At 60.2% G+C, this 16,640-nt stretch carries 14 protein-coding genes; all 14 read left to right on the forward strand.

Annotation, left to right across the window (positions count from 1 at the left end):
* The first annotated feature begins 107 nt into the window (after nucleotides 1–107).
* The 14 genes from EPO61_00880 to neuC all read left to right on the forward strand — a co-directional run bounded on the left by EPO61_00880 (nucleotide 108) and on the right by neuC (nucleotide 16,635).
* On the forward strand, nucleotides 108–695 hold the full coding sequence (locus EPO61_00880) for a winged helix-turn-helix transcriptional regulator (protein TAJ10865.1): 588 nt from the start codon (nucleotides 108–110) through the stop codon (nucleotides 693–695).
* Between the two features lie 211 nt (nucleotides 696–906).
* Nucleotides 907–2,493 (forward strand): radical SAM protein, encoded by a 1,587-nt coding sequence (locus tag EPO61_00885; GenBank protein TAJ10866.1) that lies wholly within the window; start codon nucleotides 907–909, stop codon nucleotides 2,491–2,493.
* 135 nt (nucleotides 2,494–2,628) lie between these two features.
* Nucleotides 2,629–3,813, forward strand: a complete 1,185-nt coding sequence (locus EPO61_00890; GenBank protein TAJ10985.1) for a UDP-N-acetylglucosamine 2-epimerase (non-hydrolyzing) — start codon at nucleotides 2,629–2,631, stop codon at nucleotides 3,811–3,813.
* A 35-nt stretch (nucleotides 3,814–3,848) separates the two neighbouring features.
* Nucleotides 3,849–5,054, forward strand: a complete 1,206-nt coding sequence (locus tag EPO61_00895; GenBank protein TAJ10867.1) for a UDP-N-acetyl-D-mannosamine dehydrogenase — start codon at nucleotides 3,849–3,851, stop codon at nucleotides 5,052–5,054.
* Nucleotides 5,047–6,039 (forward strand): NAD-dependent epimerase/dehydratase family protein, encoded by a 993-nt coding sequence (locus tag EPO61_00900; GenBank protein ID TAJ10868.1) that lies wholly within the window; start codon nucleotides 5,047–5,049, stop codon nucleotides 6,037–6,039. The genes EPO61_00895 and EPO61_00900 overlap by 8 nt, the downstream gene beginning before the upstream one ends.
* Nucleotides 6,036–6,935, forward strand: coding sequence for a glycosyltransferase (locus tag EPO61_00905; protein TAJ10869.1), 900 nt, complete (start codon nucleotides 6,036–6,038; stop codon nucleotides 6,933–6,935). Before EPO61_00900 ends, EPO61_00905 begins: the two co-directional genes overlap by 4 nt.
* A gap of 35 nt (nucleotides 6,936–6,970) precedes the next feature.
* Nucleotides 6,971–8,857 carry a hypothetical protein gene (locus tag EPO61_00910; protein ID TAJ10870.1) on the forward strand — a complete coding sequence of 629 codons (1,887 nt, stop codon included), beginning with the start codon at nucleotides 6,971–6,973 and terminating at the stop codon, nucleotides 8,855–8,857.
* A gap of 19 nt (nucleotides 8,858–8,876) precedes the next feature.
* A complete protein-coding gene (locus tag EPO61_00915; protein TAJ10871.1) occupies nucleotides 8,877–10,688 on the forward strand; it encodes a carbamoyl transferase in 1,812 nt (603 codons plus the stop codon).
* Between the two features lie 14 nt (nucleotides 10,689–10,702).
* Nucleotides 10,703–11,791 (forward strand): radical SAM protein, encoded by a 1,089-nt coding sequence (locus tag EPO61_00920; GenBank protein TAJ10872.1) that lies wholly within the window; start codon nucleotides 10,703–10,705, stop codon nucleotides 11,789–11,791.
* A 102-nt stretch (nucleotides 11,792–11,893) separates the two neighbouring features.
* Complete coding sequence (locus EPO61_00925) at nucleotides 11,894–12,877, forward strand: Gfo/Idh/MocA family oxidoreductase (protein TAJ10873.1); 984 nt, start codon at nucleotides 11,894–11,896, stop codon at nucleotides 12,875–12,877.
* The gene (locus EPO61_00930) at nucleotides 12,874–13,635 is read left to right on the forward strand and encodes an acylneuraminate cytidylyltransferase family protein (protein TAJ10874.1); all 762 of its coding nucleotides are present in this window, start codon (nucleotides 12,874–12,876) and stop codon (nucleotides 13,633–13,635) included. Before EPO61_00925 ends, EPO61_00930 begins: the two co-directional genes overlap by 4 nt.
* Nucleotides 13,623–14,429 (forward strand): SDR family oxidoreductase, encoded by an 807-nt coding sequence (locus EPO61_00935; GenBank protein ID TAJ10875.1) that lies wholly within the window; start codon nucleotides 13,623–13,625, stop codon nucleotides 14,427–14,429. Before EPO61_00930 ends, EPO61_00935 begins: the two co-directional genes overlap by 13 nt.
* Nucleotides 14,430–14,437: 8 nt before the next feature.
* The gene (gene neuB / locus EPO61_00940; GenBank protein TAJ10986.1) at nucleotides 14,438–15,475 is read left to right on the forward strand and encodes an N-acetylneuraminate synthase; all 1,038 of its coding nucleotides are present in this window, start codon (nucleotides 14,438–14,440) and stop codon (nucleotides 15,473–15,475) included.
* Entirely contained in the window at nucleotides 15,475–16,635 is a 1,161-nt protein-coding gene (gene neuC, locus EPO61_00945; GenBank protein TAJ10876.1) for a UDP-N-acetylglucosamine 2-epimerase (hydrolyzing), read from the forward strand. The genes neuB and neuC overlap by 1 nt, the downstream gene beginning before the upstream one ends.
* Nucleotides 16,636–16,640: the final 5 nt, after the last annotated feature.

Below are 16,640 nucleotides of genomic sequence, written 5' to 3' on the forward strand. Positions count from 1 at the left end.
CAAGTATACTCATAAAAAACGTAAACTTTTAACGGGTCATTGTATCTTGACATGCTATCCTGTAGTGTTCAAAATATGAACGCTATGAAGCCATAGAATGATCCGGCATGGAACTTCAGGAGCAACGACTTCTTAAGCTTCTCAACGAGGTTGAGAAGAACGAAGATGTCACCCAACGGGCTCTCTCCAGGAAGCTAGGGGTGGCTCTTGGTTTGACGAACCTCTATGTCAAACGGTTGGCCCGCAAGGGCTACATTAAAATCAGGACGATCCCCAGGAATCGCATTAAGTATCTTTTGACTCCTCGCGGGGTCCTTCAAAAGTCGAAGCTCACCTATGAGTACATGCAGTATTCCTTCGTCTATTATCGTGAGGTGCGTCAAGTTCTTGGCAAAGCTCTCATCCAGTTGGCAGGCTCGGGTTCAAAGCAAGTGGTAATTTACGGAACCGGCGAACTGGCTGAAATGGCCTATCTGTGTGTGCTTGAGGTGAATCTTCAGCTGGTTGCTTTCATTGATTACGTCGAAAAGGGACGATTTCTCTCGTGTCCCGTTCTGTCGGTTGAAGCGCTGCCCGAGCTGGAATTCGATGCAGTGCTGGTGGCGAGCTTAGAGAACCTAGCCGATGTCACGGCTAGGATGATCCGCTTGGGAATTCCCAAGAAGAAGATCGTCACCCTGCGGCTGCTGGCATAGCCTCCAGCACTGTCGCTGGGGGGGGGCAGCAAACGCACATGCACCGAGGACGGCTTGATCAGCCGTCTGTAGGTGAGAGGGCGGAGCTGTACTATCATGCTGCATGGCCGGTCATCTCATTTGCACGGTCAAGGAAATCATTATTGTCAGCCAGGGTAATGACCAGACTCCGATGCTGCAACGGTTCCAGATATTGCGCAGGAGGTGAGTGATGGCTTCATCGACCAACGGCCGAGTTGATTGCGTTCTTATTTATCCTCCTTGGACTGTATTGCAGGGTAGGGCATTTCTGACGAATTGTCTGCCTCCCCTCGGAATCCTCTCGATTGCTGCCGTTCTGCTGGAACGCGGATTCACCGTCAAGGTGATTGATGTTCACGCCGAACGCATGAGCCCCGTGCGACTCCGGGCGCTGCTGTCTGAATACCGCCCGCGGTATGTTGGAGTTTCGGTGTTATCGTCGATGGTCGTTTCGGCCAACATGATCGCCAAGCTGGTGAAGGAATTGGTTCCTGACTGCGTGGTCGTGATGGGCAACGTGCATGCGGAAGCCTACCCTGAGCGCATGCTCCAGAACAGTGCAGTTGATCTGGTCGTCCGAGGGGACGGGGAGCGTCCGATGGCTGATATCGTGGCAGGGAAGGCCTGGGAAACCATTCCCAGCGTAAGTTTTCTTTGCCCGGATGGGACTGTGCATCATACCCCCATTCAGGAAATCGTGATGGATCTCGACCAATACCCGATGCCGGCCTATCACTTGGTGGACTTCAAACGATATTTCCCGTCCGCGTCGTCCTATAGGAACCTGCCCGCCATCAACGTGCTCATGACCCGCGGATGCCCCGGCCTCTGCACTTTTTGCAATTCTGCCAAGACGACGCTCAGATACCGGAGCCCCCAAAAAGTCTATGAGCAGATTCAACATCTTCGGAAGATGTACAAAATCCGCCAGGTTCAGTTCTTCGATGACACGTTCACCGTGAACAAGCCGGCCGTGCTGGAGCTCTGCCGTCTGCTCAGAGAGAACAAGGTCGACATTACGTTCTCATGTTATGTACGGGGCGATTGCTTTAGCGACGAAATGGCGAAGGCGCTCAAATCCGCGGGCTGCCACCAGGTCATGGTTGGCATCGAAACCGCCAGCGAGCGGATCATGCAGATCATCCAGAAGCCCATCAAAAAAGAACGGTATGCCGATCTGGTCAGGATCGCGCACAAGTATGCCATCGAGGTTCGGGCGGGATTCATCATTGGCAACTTGGGTGAAACCTGGGAGACGATGGAGGAGAGCCTGCAATTTGCCATTAACTTGGATGTGGATTTCTTCCAGCCCAGTATAAGCACGCCTTACCCGGGCACCGCGTTGTTCAAGCAGGCGGTGGAAGAAGGCCGGCTCAAGCACCTGGAGTTCAAACGCTATGGCCAGGGACTTGAGGTCATCGTTCGGCTGGATGGCCTGACTGCGGAACGGGTGCTGGAGTTCGACAGTTATGCCTGGCGAAGATTCTACCTTCGGCCACGCATGATCTGGCGGCAGCTGATGCGCATATCCAATTTCCGGCAAATCAAAGACCTGTACAACGCCTTCTCGCAGTTGATCATGAATAAGCTGGTCAACCCGGATCCGGATTGGATGGAGTGGGATAAGGGCACGGAAGAAGCCCAATACGACCGTCAGGTCATCCACCGGAACGCGATCCGGCTGACGCACGAACTGCGGAAGAAATGGGTCGACGATGACGAAGGTATGGAGAGCCCTGTCCTCCAGGAAGAATCTGTTCCCACACCGGCCAGATGACCGGTGATCGGGGCCGTTGTGTTTATCCCGTCGGTCAACCCGGCTCTTGGGGTCCTCACCCCCCCCGGTCTTTTCCGCAGCCGCTGAGTGCATAGGGTTGAAAGAATGCCGCCTCGGACCAGACCGATAACTGTCCTGCTGATTCTTGGCACCAGGCCGGAGGCGATCAAGCTGTTTCCGGTCTTGCAGGCGCTCCAACGGCGTCAGGATAAATTTCGCGCCCTGCTGTGTGTGACCGGCCAGCACCGCGAGATGGTCGATCAGATGCTCGATTTGTTCGAGGTGAAACCCGATTATGATCTCTCGCTAATGACAGAGAATCAAACCCTGACGGAGATCTCTGCACGGGCGCTGACAGCCGTGCGATCGGTGCTCTTCAGTGCCAAACCGGATTTGGTTTTGATTCAGGGCGATACCACCACCGTCATGACCGCCGCGTTGGCCGCCTATTACGAGCAAATCCCCGTCGGCCACGTCGAAGCCGGTCTGCGGACCGGCCTCAAATACGCGCCGTTCCCCGAGGAGATCAACCGCCGGGTCGTCAGCGTGGTGGCGGACTTTCATTTCACGCCAACACCGCTTGCCCGCAAAAACCTTCTCGCTGAAGGGGTTCGGAGTGACTCGATTTTCGTTACGGGAAACACCGTGGTCGACGCGCTGCTGGAAATCGGTCGCCGCGTCAAGACCCCGGGGATGGAGCGGACGATACTCTCTGGCCTGAAGGCCCAGCTGACACCAAGTTGTGTAGCGGCGCTCACCGGCGATCCCGGGGCGGGCCGGATCATCCTGGTGACCTGCCATCGACGGGAGTCCTTTGGGAAACCACTGGTGAATGTCTGCACGGCTCTCCGCAGCCTTGCCGAACGCAACCCGGAGGTGGAGATTGTATATCCGGTTCATCGGAACCCCAATGTGCTGAATGTGGTAGAGGCGATGTTTGGCGGCCGGAAACCCAAATTGTCGAATGTCCATTTGCTGCGGCCAGTGGACTATCTTACCTTTGTCTTTCTTATGCTCCGCTCATACTTCTTGCTGACGGACTCCGGAGGCATCCAAGAGGAAGCTCCCACCTATGGCAAGCCCGTCCTGGTGTTGCGGGATGCCACGGAGCGACAGGAAGCGATCGCGACCGGGACTGCCCGCCTCGTCGGAACGTCACCGCAGCGCATATTGAGGGAGTCGGAGCGGCTGCTGCGCGACCTGGCCGCCTACCGGTCGATGATAAAGAAAAAGAACCCGTTTGGAGATGGGCATGCCAGCGAGCGCATCGCGGATATCCTATGTCGGAAATTTCGAAAATCGAGGAAGGAGGACGCCTAACCTTGAACATTGAGAAATGCGTTCCCGAAAGGGACATGAGCCGCGTATGCGTCATCGGGTTGGGGCACATTGGTCTGCCGACGGCCAGCGTGCTTGCCACGGCAGGGGCCCAGGTCATCGGGGTTGATGTCAATCCTCGGGTCGTCGAGGTGATCAACTCCGGCAATATTCACATTCAGGAACAGGACCTTGACGTACTCGTGAGAGCAGCGGTCCTTTCGGGGCAGCTCCGGGCGACCTGTAAGGTCGAAGAAGCCGACGCGTTTCTCATTGCCGTCCCGACCCCATTTCGCGAGAACTATGCGCCGGACCTGACAGCCGTACAGCATGCTGTGAATGCCGTGCTCCAGGTCGTCAAGAAAGGGAACCTGATCATCCTAGAGTCGACGTGCCCTGTCGGCACCACCGAGGATCTCGTCGCGGCTCCGCTCGAAGAGCGGGGCTACAAGGTGGGCACCGATGTGTTTGTCGCCTATTGTCCGGAGCGAGTGCTCCCCGGTCAGGTGCTGAAGGAGTTGGTGGACAATGATCGGGTTATCGGCGGGATGACGCCGACTTGCGCGCTGCGGGCCACCGAGCTCTATGGGAAATTTGTGCGCGGGCAGTGTCACGTCACCAGATGCCGGACGGCGGAAATGGTCAAGCTCGCCGAGAACGCCTATCGCGATGCCAACATTGCGTTCGCCAATGAAATGTCGATGGTCTGCTCGGAAATGGGCATCGATGTGTGGGAACTGATCGGACTGGCCAACCGTCACCCGCGGGTGAACATTCTACGTCCGGGGCCCGGCGTCGGCGGGCATTGCATCGCCGTGGATCCCTGGTTCATTGTCTCGCAAGCCCCGTCCACGGCCCAGCTCATCCGCAAGGCGCGTGAGGTCAATATGGAGAAGGCTCACTGGACCGTGGAGCGGATCATGAAAGCGGCCAAAGCCCTGGATCGGCCGACCATTGCCATACTTGGCGTCGCCTACAAAGCGGACGTGGATGATGTCCGGGAATCGCCGGCCCTGGAGGTTGCCAAGGAACTGCAGGTCTGCCAAGCCGGACGGGTTGTCCTCGTCGATCCCCATGTCCCGGAAATCCACGGCTTCGAGATGCGTTCGCTCGCGGAGGGTATCGCGGAAGCCGACATCGTCGCGGTCATGGTGCCGCACCGGGCTTTTCGCCCATTGCCGTCGCTTGACGGCAAGAAACTCCTCGACTTCTGCGGGCTGACCTCCGAGGTCCAGGATGCTTAAAGACCTCCGCATCGTTGTCTCGGGGGGAGCCGGAGCCATCGGCTCCAACCTGGTAGCGGCTCTCGCGGCACGCAACACGGTGGTGGTGGTTGACGACCTCTCCTCGGGGGTGGCGGAGAACCTGCCTCCGTCCGTTGATCTGCTCATCGGCGATATCCTTGATCCGGATATCCTGGCGCGCGCGTTCCGCGACACGACGCAGGTCGTGTTCCATCTCGCGGCCCTGTTTGCCAACCAAAACTCCGTCGATCACCCCGAACGGGACCTGCAGGTCAACGGCCTGGGCACCCTGCGGATGCTCGAGCAGGCCAGGCAGGCGGGAGTGGAGCGCTTCATCTATGCCTCCTCCTCCTGCGTCTATGGGCCTAAGAGCCGGAAGTGCAGCGAGGACGACGTCGAATTCCATCCTGAAACGCCCTATGCTTTCAGCAAGCTGCTCGGCGAGCGGTACACGAATTTCTTTCACCAGACCTACGGTCTGCCGACTGTGATCGTCCGGTATTTCAACGTCTATGGTCCGGGCGAGCGGCCCGGTCTGTATCGCAACGTCATCCCGAATTTCTTCGCCAGGTCGTTGAAGAACGAGCCGCTGGTGATCACGGGAGATGGGACGGAAACGCGGGATTTCACCTTTGTGACCGATGCCGTGGCGGGCACAGTGACCGCAGCTGCCAGCGCCGCGGCAATCGGGCATACCTACAACATCGGAAGTGGAGTTGAGACGCCGATTCTCTTGCTGGCCGAGGAGATCAACCGGGTGACCGGCAGCACGGGCGGAATCCACTTTCAACCCCGCCGGCACTGGGATGGCGTGCGGCGCCGCAGCGCCACCATCGAAAAAGCCACCACCGATTTCGGCTACCAGCCGAAGGTCGCGCTTCGGCAGGGGCTCGATCATACATCGAGGTGGTTCAAGGCGCAGGTTGCGGCCGGAAACATTTCGCCCGAGCAGATGGCGGTGGGGCAGGCGAGCCGGAAATCATGACTAGACACGTCGAGTGGAACAGCAGCAGTTGGACCGAAGGCAACAGGGATCTCCGGCGAGACGACCGCATGGGCAGCCGGCGTTTGTTCATACTGCTTCCCGCATACAATGAGGAAGAAGGCATCGAGAAACTCCTGTCGAGGATCGACCGCATTTGTCAGAACTACGCGATCCAGACGCAACTTGTGATTGTCAATGACGGGAGTATCGATCGTACCCGTGCGGTTATCCGTTCCTTTGCGGGCATGCCGATCACGCTGATCGATTTTCCGGTCAATCGAGGAATCGCCGCCGTGTTCGCCGCGGGCTTCAAGTGGATCTTATCGAATGGGAAGGACGAGGACTTTTGCGTCACGTTCGATGCCGATAATACCCACAATCCCTACGTCGTGTTGGATATCCTCGACAAACTGTTAGATGGCAATGACATCGTCATCGCCTCACGATTTCAGCCCGGAGGCGGAGTGGTCGGCCTGCCGTGGTTCCGTCGCGCGATGAGCAATGTCGTCGCCGTATTGTTGCAGAATTTCGTCGGCCTTCCCAACGTGCGTGATTACTCGACATTTTATCGCGGGTATCGCATTGCGCTGATCCGCAAAGGATTCGAGTCATTTGGGGATAGGCTGATTGAGGGACAGGGCTTCTCCGCTATGGCCACCCTCCTCGTGAAGCTCGGGCAACTGACGGACCGGATTGCGGAAGTACCTCTCCGCATCAGGTATGATCTCAAGGAGGGCGGCAGCGGGTTGCCTATTTTGCGGACGATCCGGGGGTATCTGTGGTTGCTGCTTCGATATTGGCGAGGAGAATGTAGCCCTGCCGGTGCGGGTGCTCTTTCCCCTGCCGGGTCAGGTCCGGGACCGGCATCGATGAAGGGTCCGGGAACCAAACGGTGATTTCTCAGGGCTTGGAAAACGCCGGGTGCTCCGGGGTGTGCAGGGCCACCTCCGGATCCACCATTGTAGCGTGGGTCGGGACCCGTCTGGCACTGCTGCTCCTGGTGGGCATCCTTGTCGTCGGCGCGATACTGCGATATTCGCTGATCAGTTATGGGTTGCCCGAGGTGTACCACCCGGATGAAATCAATCTCATGCACGAAACGTACAAATTTTGGTTCAGCATTTTGAACCTCAATTTCTCGCTGTCCACGAACCTCTTCTCGCACTTGCTGACCTTGGTGCACGCAGCCGATTACTTGCTTTGCCGCCTCTCGGGTGCGTGCCAGGCCGCTTCGGATTTTCAGCAGATGGTCCTCCTCGACGATCCTTCGCTCTTGCTCGACGGGCGCTTTCTGGCAGCCACCTTTGACATCGGGAACATCTATCTCACGTATCGTCTCGGCGTGCTGCTCTTTGGAACCACCGCCGGTGTCATCGCAGCCTTGGGCTATGCGGTGACAGCGGTGCCCGTCGCGGCCGCGGTCTGGGTTAAGATGGACAGCGTGACCGCCTTTTTCATCCTGCTTGCCCAGATTGCGATCATCCGGGCAATGCAAGTCCGGAAGCGGGCAGGGTGGTATGCTGCGGGAGCCCTCACCGGACTTGCCCTTGGAGCGAGGATCAATGCCGTTCCCCTGGTGCTCGCGTTGATCATCGGGTTCTGGTGGCAGACTCGTGAGACGGCGAGGTCGGCTCCGTCGTCCGCTGCGCCGCTCGACTGGAAAGTCTTGGCGGGCTCCCTCGGCGCTATGGTCGCCACCTATCTTCTTGTCTCGTTCAGACTCACCGAAGCCATTGCCCATCTTGTCGGTCAGCGCCGGATCTTCTGGACCCATCCCTATCTCGAGGTGATGGTGTCCAAGGCGCTCAATGATTGGCAGGGGAATGCGTGGCTGATGATCGCACGGAATGCTGATTTCTATGTGGCCGTCCTGCTCGGCACCGTGGGAGCGCTCGGCCTGCTGGTCATGGCCACGGCCCTAGTGGTGACCGCGATTAATGGAAACGCGTCCGCCCGGCTGTCTTTCATCTTTCCCGGGCTCTATCTGTTTCCCCTGCTGCTGTATTCGACCTACATGAGCCATTACGTCCTCTTGTTGCTGCCTTTTTTATTCTGCTATCTCGGATTCCTACTGCAAGGAATGGCGGATCGCATCAGGAGTGTGGCTCCGCAGGTGGTCGGACCGATTCTGGCGGTGGCGGTGGCCGTCATCCTAGTCTATCCGGCGCAGGTGACGGCAACGTATGTGGGGTATCTGGCTGATACTGCTCATCAGGACACCCGGCTTCGGGCCATGAACTGGATCGAGGCGAATGTTGCGGATGGGGAATCCGTGGCCATGGAAAAGCATCACGAACTGCCCGCCCTGGTCCCTCCCATCCACGAAACTCCAGCAGAAAATCGTGAAAAGCTGCTCGCGACGCGGGATCTCGGGTTGGGATCCGGCAGGGCGCGTGAAGCACAGCTGCGGGAACCCCATTCCCCCTCGTACGTCATCATCAATCTGACGATGGAATCGCCGTTCGGGGAGCGAGGCAAGCCTTTCGAGAATGCCTATGACACGGACTTGCTGCGGCGGCAAGGCGTGCGGTATGTCGTCCTGGGCGAACACGTTCCGCAAAGCTATGTGCCCAAGGCGGTGGGTGCCGCCTTCCCCAAGAAGCGCGAGGCGTTTCTGGCCTGGCTAGGAATGAATGCAGAACTGGTCGGGGATTTCCCGCCGCAAGGCGATGAGTCCACGGTGAAAGTGGTCCGGTTATTGTCCTGGTTCATGGTGGATCCTGGAGTCATGATCTACCGATTGGAGCCGATCAATGGCTCGCTTGTGCAGGGAGGCTCTCGAGATCCCGACCGCGCCGGGTCCACCTGCGGCTCGTGATTCATAGAAGAGAGGCGATATGAAAATCATCGGGTTTCATTGGGATCATCACTCGAGCGTCGCCCTGCTGGAAGGCGCTACGATCACGGCATGTGTCGCCGAGGAGCGGTTCACGCGCATCAAGAATGAATCGCGATTTCCCCGTCAGGCCGCCGATTTTTGCGAGCGCATGGCCGGCGGTCGAGGCAAGATCGACGCCGTCGCCATTGCCACCCTCGACAAGCTCTACGATTATTATCTCCTCAACGTCATGCAGAGCTTCAGTATCGCCGATTTCATCCAGGAGCAACACCTGTTCTGGAAACCGTGGTTCTATGAGGGGCGGCGGGATCTGCGGATGCGGCATCTCTTTCCGCAATACATCGATCGTACGCAGTATCCGCAAAAATATTGGTCCGTCCTTGGACAGGACGAAAAACGCGAAGAGACCTTTGCGGCCGACGGCGATCAACTCGTTGCCGATCACTTCGGGCTTCCCGTGGAAAAAGTCAGGCGGTATGACCATCACACCTGCCATGCCCGCTATGCCCTACATGCCTCCAACTTCCATGACGGGCCGGTCTTGGTCTTGACGGTCGACGGGTTCGGAGACGGCGCCAATGCGACCATCTACCTGAAGGACGGAGACGAGCTGGAACGGCACTACAGCACTCCCGATTGCACGCTCGGCCGGTACTATCGGTATATCACACTGATGCTGGGGATGCGCCCGCTGGAGCATGAATACAAGGTCATGGGACTGGCTCCCTATGGCCGGGGCAAGCAGATCGAGCGGGTGCTCAATATTCTGCACCGGACCCTGCAGGTCGAGGGGACCCGGTTTGTGCCCGGCCCTGACAAGCCCCGCGACAGCTATTTTCCGTTCCGCGATCTCTTCGAGGGCATCCGCATGGACTACATCGCCGCCGGGCTGCAGCTCTGGGTGGAGCAACTGCTGGAGCAATGGGTGGGCAACGTCGCCAAGCATTTCGATGTCTCGACCGTCGTGATGGGCGGTGGCGTGGCGATGAATGTCAAGGCCATGGGGCGCCTCGGCCAGATGCCCTGGATGAAACGGTTCTTTGTTGCGGGGAGCAGTTCAGATGAATCCAACTCCATGGGCGCGGCCCTCTGCTGCGCGGCCGAGCAGGGCGTGAAGCTCGGGAAGGCGGTGCCCTCCCTATACCTGGGATCGCCGGCGGAGGCCGAGGCGGACATTCTGGCGAAGGCGCGAACGGACGGGCACGTCGTGGTGCGCAATCCCTCGGAGGATCAGATCGCCGACGCGCTGGCGGCGGGCATCGTGATCGGCCGTTGCGTCGGTCGAATGGAGTTCGGCCAGCGGGCTCTCGGCAACCGGTCCATCCTGGCCGATCCGACCAGCCCGGAGGTTGTACCGCGCATCAATGCGATGATCAAGAGCCGGGACTTTTGGATGCCCTTTGCGCCGGTCATCCTGGATGTCTTCGCGGAAGAGTATTTGCTCAATCCCAACGGGGTCGATTCCCCGCACATGACGATTGCCTATCACACCACCGACGAGGGATTCCGGGTGCTTCGGGCGGCCTGTCATCCGGCGGACCGGACAGCGAGGGCCCAAATCCTCCGCCGGGAGCAAAATGTCTCCATGTATTCGCTGTTGGAGGCGTTTCTGCGACGAACCGGACGCGCGGGACTGCTCAACACGTCGTTCAATCTCCACGGCTATCCGATTGTGCGGGACACGGCCGACGCCTATGATGTGTTCAACCGGACCGAACTGGATGCCCTGCTGACAGCCGACGCGCTGGTCCTGAAGGCTGCCTGCCAATACAGGCCAACGTCGCCGGATTTGGCCTCGCAGGGCCGATGAGATAAAGGGGAGCCATGCAACAGGACACGACCAAAGAGAGCCGGGCAGGAACAACGAGAGATTGGGGGATGACACTCACCAATCCGTCGATCAAGACCGACATCAACAAGCGGATCCACGACATCCTCTTCAAGGAGGACCCGGAGAAAGCCCGGCGGTTCAAGGAATACCGGCAGGCGTTTGACCGGGCCGCCCATCTGGACGTGGAGCTGGACTTCCCGATTCACCTCATCGTCGAAGCGATCTACGCGTGCAACTACCGCTGCCCGCAGTGTTACCTGGGAATTTCCCAGTTCAAGAAGCAATTCGGCGGGCAGGGACTCATGTCCATGGAGAGCTATCGCAAAATCGTGGACGAAGCCGAGCGGTACCGGACTCCCTCCATGCTGCTGAACGGGGTCAACGAGCCGCTGCTCGACGACCACCTGATCGAGCGGATGCAGTATGCCCGCGATCACGGCTTCATCGACATCCATTTGCATTCGAACGGAGAACTGCTGACCGAGGAATTGTGCCATCAGATCATCGACGCCGGCTGCACCCGCTTCATGATCAGCCTCGACGCCTTCAGCGCGGATACGTTCTCCAAGATCCGCGTTGGCGGAAACTATGACAAGGTTCTCGAGAACGTTGAAATGTTCCTGGAGGTTCGGCGAAAAAAAAGCGCGGAACTGCCGGTCTTCCGCGTCAGCATGGTCCGGCAGAAGGCCAATGAGCACGAGATCCAACCGTTCATAGACTACTGGGTGCCGCGGGCCGACTATGTCTACATGCAAACCTATCAGGAACTCGTGAACACCCGGAACTTCAATTACTATTCCAGCGCTCCCGACGAGATTCCGCCGAGCTTCCGGTGCGAGCAGCCCTGGTATGCCATGTTCATCCGGCCGAAAGGCGACGCGTTGCCCTGCTGCTCTTTCATGAACTATTATCTCAAGATGGGAAACGTGTTCGAAACGTCCGTCCATGACGTCTGGCATGCGCCGCCGTATCGGGAGATCCGGGCCCTCCACCAACGCGGCGAGTTCTATAAAAACGATGCCTGTCAGAAATGCGTGACCGGCATGTCACCCGAAGCAGCGGCGGAGGAAGTTTCCTCTTAGCGATCGATCGCTGGTTGCTGGACCGGCTGATGTTTCCTCCTGCCCATTCGCGCGCCACGTGGTTCAGCCTCGACCGGCCTTCCGGAAACCTTCAAGTAGCTTATGAAATTGGTGGCGGTTCTCGGGACCGGCAGCATCGGCACGAGGCATCTCTCAGTCCTCAAGCAGATCCCTGGCGTACAGCCGGTGGCGGTCCCTGCGCATCCGGAGAAGGTGAGGGAATTAACCATGGCGGGATATACGGCCGTAGCCTCTCTTGAGGAGGCGGTGAAGCGTGGAGCAAGCCGCTGCATCGTCGCCACCGACACGAGGAGACATGTGGCGGACGGGATGGAGGCGGTGCGGTGGGGCCTCGACCTGTTGGTCGAAAAACCGCTGTCCACGGACGCTCCGACAGCGAACCGGCTCTATGTGGAGACGCTGAACAGGGGACGGCAGTTGTATGTGGCGTGCCTGATGAGGTTTCCTCAGTCCATGACCAAGTTCCGCCAGTGGCTGCCCGAGATCGGCCTGCTGCACGCGGTCCGGATCGAGTGTCAGTCCTATTTGCCTGACTGGCGGCCCGCAAGACCCTATCGGGACTCCTATTCCGCGCGGGCCAAGGAGGGGGGCGTGCTCCGGGACCTGATTCATGAGATTGATTACGCGGGATGGCTGTTCGGCTGGCCGGACGCTGTCCAGGCCAGGGTGGTGAATTTGGGACGGCTCGGCATCGCAGCGGACGAAGCCGCGGACCTGTGGTGGGAAGGCCGCGATGGCGTTCAGGTCTCCATCCGTCTCGATTACCTGTCCAAACCGACGCGGAGGGTCATGACCGCATTCGGAAGCGGCGGAACTCTCGAGTGGGACGGCGTCGCAAACGCCGTGACGCTTCGTTCGGAGAGGGAGCCTCTCAAGGAGGCCGTCTGCCGGCAGACAAAGGATGAGATTCTGTTGGACCAGGCACGCGCCTTTTTGGGCGAGGTCCCGGAAGCAGCGTCATCCCCGCTGGCCACGGGTTGGGAGGGAGTCCGGGCGCTGGCCGTCTGTGATGCGGCTCGGCTGGCCTCCGCGGGACAGCGAGAGGAAAGGGTCGTCTATCCGTGAACGCCTCTGCCGGCATGCTGGCCGTCATTCCTGCCAGGGGCGGATCGAAGGGGCTTCCGGGCAAGAACATCAGACCCTTTGCGGGGCTGCCGCTCATCGCCCATTCCGTGCTGTTGGCAAAGGCCTGTCCCGAAATCGCGCGCGCGATCATCTCCACGGACGCGGAGGAGATTGCCGCTGTCGCCCAGCGTCACGGCGGAGAGGTTCCGTTCCTCCGCCCTGCCGAGCTGGCCAGGGACGACACTCCGCTCTGGGACGTCATCAGGCATGCGCTCGCGACTGTCGAGTCACGGGAAGGGCTCCGCTATGACTACCTGGTGCTTCTTGATCCGACGACTCCCTGCCGGTTGCCCGAGCAGATCGCCGAGGCGTATCGGCGTTTGGAGGCCAACCCGTCGGCTGACGGGATCGTCGGGGTGTCGAAACCGGATTTCAATCCGGTGTGGCACTCGGTGGTGGAGCGGGAGGGATGGATGACCGACCTGATTCCCAACGGCGGCAACTATGCCCGTCGCCAAGACGCGCCGACGGTCTGCCGGATCAACGGCACGCTGTACATCTGGCGGGCTGAATTCGTGCGACGTTCGGAGGCCGGCTGGCGTAACCACGGTCGGCACCTGATGTACGAGGTGGCAGACTTTGCCGCAATCTCGATCGATACTCTCGAGGAATTCGAGCGGGCCGAACTGTTCGTGACGAGCGGGCGATTTCCTCTGCCCTGGCTCGGCAACCTGCATCCGGGATCATGCGTTCACTGAAACAGATGATGGATCTGTCCGGGCGCCGGGCGCTTGTGACCGGCGGCGCCGGCCATATCGGCTTGGCCGTCTGCGAGGGATTGATCGAGTTGAATGCAAGGGTGGCGGTCTTGGACCTCGACAAGACAGCCTGTGAGCGGCGGGCCGACGAACTGGCCGGCCTTCGGCGGGACGCCGCGGTTCCCGTCGCCTGCGACCTCCGGGACGAGCAGGCCACCCGACAGGCGGTTCGGGATGTGATCCGAAACCTCGGAGGGGTGGATGTGCTCGTCCATGCCGCCGCCTATGTGGGCACTACCCAGGTGCCGGGTTGGGCGGTGCCGTTCGAGCAGCAGAGCGTGTCGGCCTGGGAGGCCGCCCTGCAGGTGAATCTGACGTCCGCTTTCATCATGGTCCAGGAGGCCCGGGAGGCTCTCCAGGCGTCCGGCAAAGGATCGGTGATTTTCTTCTCTTCGACCTACGGGATGGTCGGTCCGGACATGCGCCTCTATGAAGACACCTCCATGGGGCGGCAACCGGCCGGCTATGCCGCCTCCAAGGGCGGCCTGCTGCAATTGACCCGGTACCTGGCGACCGTCCTGGCTCCCCGGATACGGGTCAATGCCATCACCCCGGGCGGGGTCCGTCGCGGCCAACCCGAGAATTTTCATCAACGCTACGTGGCCCGCACCCCGCTAAGCCGGATGGCGACTGAAGAAGATCTGAAGGGAGCGGCCGTGTACCTGGCAAGCGATCTCTCGGCCTACGTCACGGGCCAGAACCTTATCGTGGATGGAGGGTGGACCGCATGGTAAGGCCGGTAATGGTGGCCGGTCGGCCGATCGGGACGGGACATCCATGCTTCGTGATTGCGGAGGCAGGCGTCAATCACAATGGCGACCTTCGCCTGGCCCGGCGGCTCATTGACACGGCGGTTCAGGCCGGAGCCGACGCGGTCAAGTTCCAGGCGTACAAGGCTGAACGGCTTGTCACGGAGGCCGCGCCGAAGGCCGAATACCAGGTCCGGGCCACGGGTGGCGGGGAGTCCCAACTGGACATGCTGCGGCGGCTTGAGCTACATCCCGAGGCGCAATATGAGCTCAGGGACTATTGTCGCCAGAAGGGGATTCTATTTCTGTCGACGCCGTTTGACGAGGAAAGCGCGGACGTGCTGGAAAATGTCGCCGTCTCCGCCTTCAAGATCCCCTCCGGCGAGATCACGAACCTCCCTTTCCTGGCGCACGTCGCCAAGAAAGGGCGGCCGATGATCCTTTCGACCGGCATGGCGACCTTGGGCGAAGTGGAAACCGCGCTTCGAGCCGTCGAATCAGCGGGGAATTGCGAGGTGATTCTTCTGCATTGCGTCAGCAACTATCCGGCCGATCCGGCGGACGTTAATCTGCGGGCCATTCCGACCATGATCCAGGCCTTCCATCTCCCGGTCGGCTACTCGGACCATACCTTGGGGATTGAGGTTCCGCTGGCGGCCGTGGCGCTGGGCGCCTGTGTCATAGAGAAACATTTCACATTGGACCGAGCCCTGCCGGGCCCCGACCAGCAGGCCTCCGCCGAGCCGGCGGAGCTGGCGGCCTTGGTGGCGGGGGTGCACAAGGTGGAAGCGGCGCTCGGGCACGGGCGGAAAGTGCCGGCCGCCAGCGAATCGGGCACGGCTACCGTGGCCCGTAAAAGCCTCGTGGCGGCCCGGTCTATCCGTGCGGGCATAAGCCTGACGGAGGACATGATCGCGATCAAGCGCCCGGGGACCGGATTGCCCCCTGTCCTGCGGGCCACCTTGGTCGGGCGGGTCGCGAAGCGGGACATCCCCGCCGACGCCATGCTTTCCCTGGAGATGCTGGCCTGATGCTCGTCGGCGTCGTCACGGGCGGGCGTTCCGACTACGGGATCTACCGTCCGCTGTTGCGCGCCTTGGTGGACGATCCCTTCTTCACCCTCCGGCTTTATGTGACCGGCATGCATCTGTCCCGCGAGTTCGGGCATACGATCGACACGATCCAGGTGGAGGGGTTTTGCGTGGATGAACGCGTGGAAATGCTCCTGTCTTCCGACACACCGGAGGGCATCGCCAAATCCATGGGGCTCGGCACTCTGGGATTCGCGCAAGCCTATGCCCGCTGCCGTCCCGATCTGCTGATCGTCCTGGGCGACCGGTTCGAGATGCATGCGGCGGTGGTGGCGGCCGTGCCGTTCAAGATCCCGGTGGCCCACATCCATGGGGGCGAGATCACCGAAGGCGCCATTGACGACGCCTTTCGGCATTCGATCACCAAGATGAGCCATTTGCACTTCGTCTCTGCCGAGGAATATGCCCGGCGCATCCAGCAGATGGGAGAGGAGCCTTGGCGCATCACTGTCTGCGGCGCGCCCAGCCTTGATAACCTCCGGACCGTCAAGCTCCTGGACCGGACGGAACTGGAGAAGCGACTGGGCTTGTCATTGGAGGTTGCGCCTCTGCTCGTCACGTATCATCCGGTCACGTTGGAATTCGAGCGGTCGGAGTGGCAGATCAATGAGCTGCTGGCCGCGCTCGATGACGTGGAGCGGCCGATCCTTCTGACCATGCCCAATGCCGACACGTCCGGCCGGATCATCGGGCAAAAGCTCAGGGATTTTGCGGGAGCCCGGCCAGCCGTGCGCTGTGTGGACACCCTCGGCACGCAGGTCTACTTCAGTCTTATGGCCTGCGCGGCGGCGATGGTCGGGAATTCCTCGAGCGGGATCATAGAAGCTCCTTCCTTTGGCCTGCCCGTCGTGAACATCGGCACCCGCCAGGCCGGGCGGGTGCGCGGGCGGAACGTCATCGATGTCGGGTATGCCAGGGCGGCCGTCGCGGAGGGAATCGCCAGGGCCCTGAAGCCGGCTTTTCGGGAGTCCCTGAAAGGCGTTCCCAATCCCTACGGGGATGGCCGGGCTGCGAGCATGATCACGGAGAGACTGAAGGCGGTCGCAGTGGACGAGCGCCTTGTGGTCAAGAAGTTCGAAGCCTCAGTCGGGTCTCCCTGAGGCCG

The sequence above is a fragment of the Nitrospirota bacterium genome (assembly GCA_004296885.1).
In the GTDB taxonomy this organism is placed as follows: Bacteria; Nitrospirota; Nitrospiria; order Nitrospirales; family Nitrospiraceae; genus SYGV01.

Coding starts and splice junctions, on each gene's coding strand:
- neuC (TAJ10876.1), top strand. CDS start 15,475: ATGCTCGTCGGCGTCGTCACGGGCGGGCGTTCCGACTACGGGATCTAC.
- EPO61_00880 (TAJ10865.1), top strand. CDS start 108: ATGGAACTTCAGGAGCAACGACTTCTTAAGCTTCTCAACGAGGTTGAG.
- EPO61_00895 (TAJ10867.1), top strand. CDS start 3,849: ATGAGCCGCGTATGCGTCATCGGGTTGGGGCACATTGGTCTGCCGACG.
- EPO61_00885 (TAJ10866.1), top strand. CDS start 907: ATGGCTTCATCGACCAACGGCCGAGTTGATTGCGTTCTTATTTATCCT.
- neuB (TAJ10986.1), top strand. CDS start 14,438: ATGGTGGCCGGTCGGCCGATCGGGACGGGACATCCATGCTTCGTGATT.
- EPO61_00900 (TAJ10868.1), top strand. CDS start 5,047: ATGCTTAAAGACCTCCGCATCGTTGTCTCGGGGGGAGCCGGAGCCATC.
- EPO61_00920 (TAJ10872.1), top strand. CDS start 10,703: ATGCAACAGGACACGACCAAAGAGAGCCGGGCAGGAACAACGAGAGAT.
- EPO61_00915 (TAJ10871.1), top strand. CDS start 8,877: ATGAAAATCATCGGGTTTCATTGGGATCATCACTCGAGCGTCGCCCTG.
- EPO61_00905 (TAJ10869.1), top strand. CDS start 6,036: ATGACTAGACACGTCGAGTGGAACAGCAGCAGTTGGACCGAAGGCAAC.
- EPO61_00935 (TAJ10875.1), top strand. CDS start 13,623: ATGCGTTCACTGAAACAGATGATGGATCTGTCCGGGCGCCGGGCGCTT.
- EPO61_00925 (TAJ10873.1), top strand. CDS start 11,894: ATGAAATTGGTGGCGGTTCTCGGGACCGGCAGCATCGGCACGAGGCAT.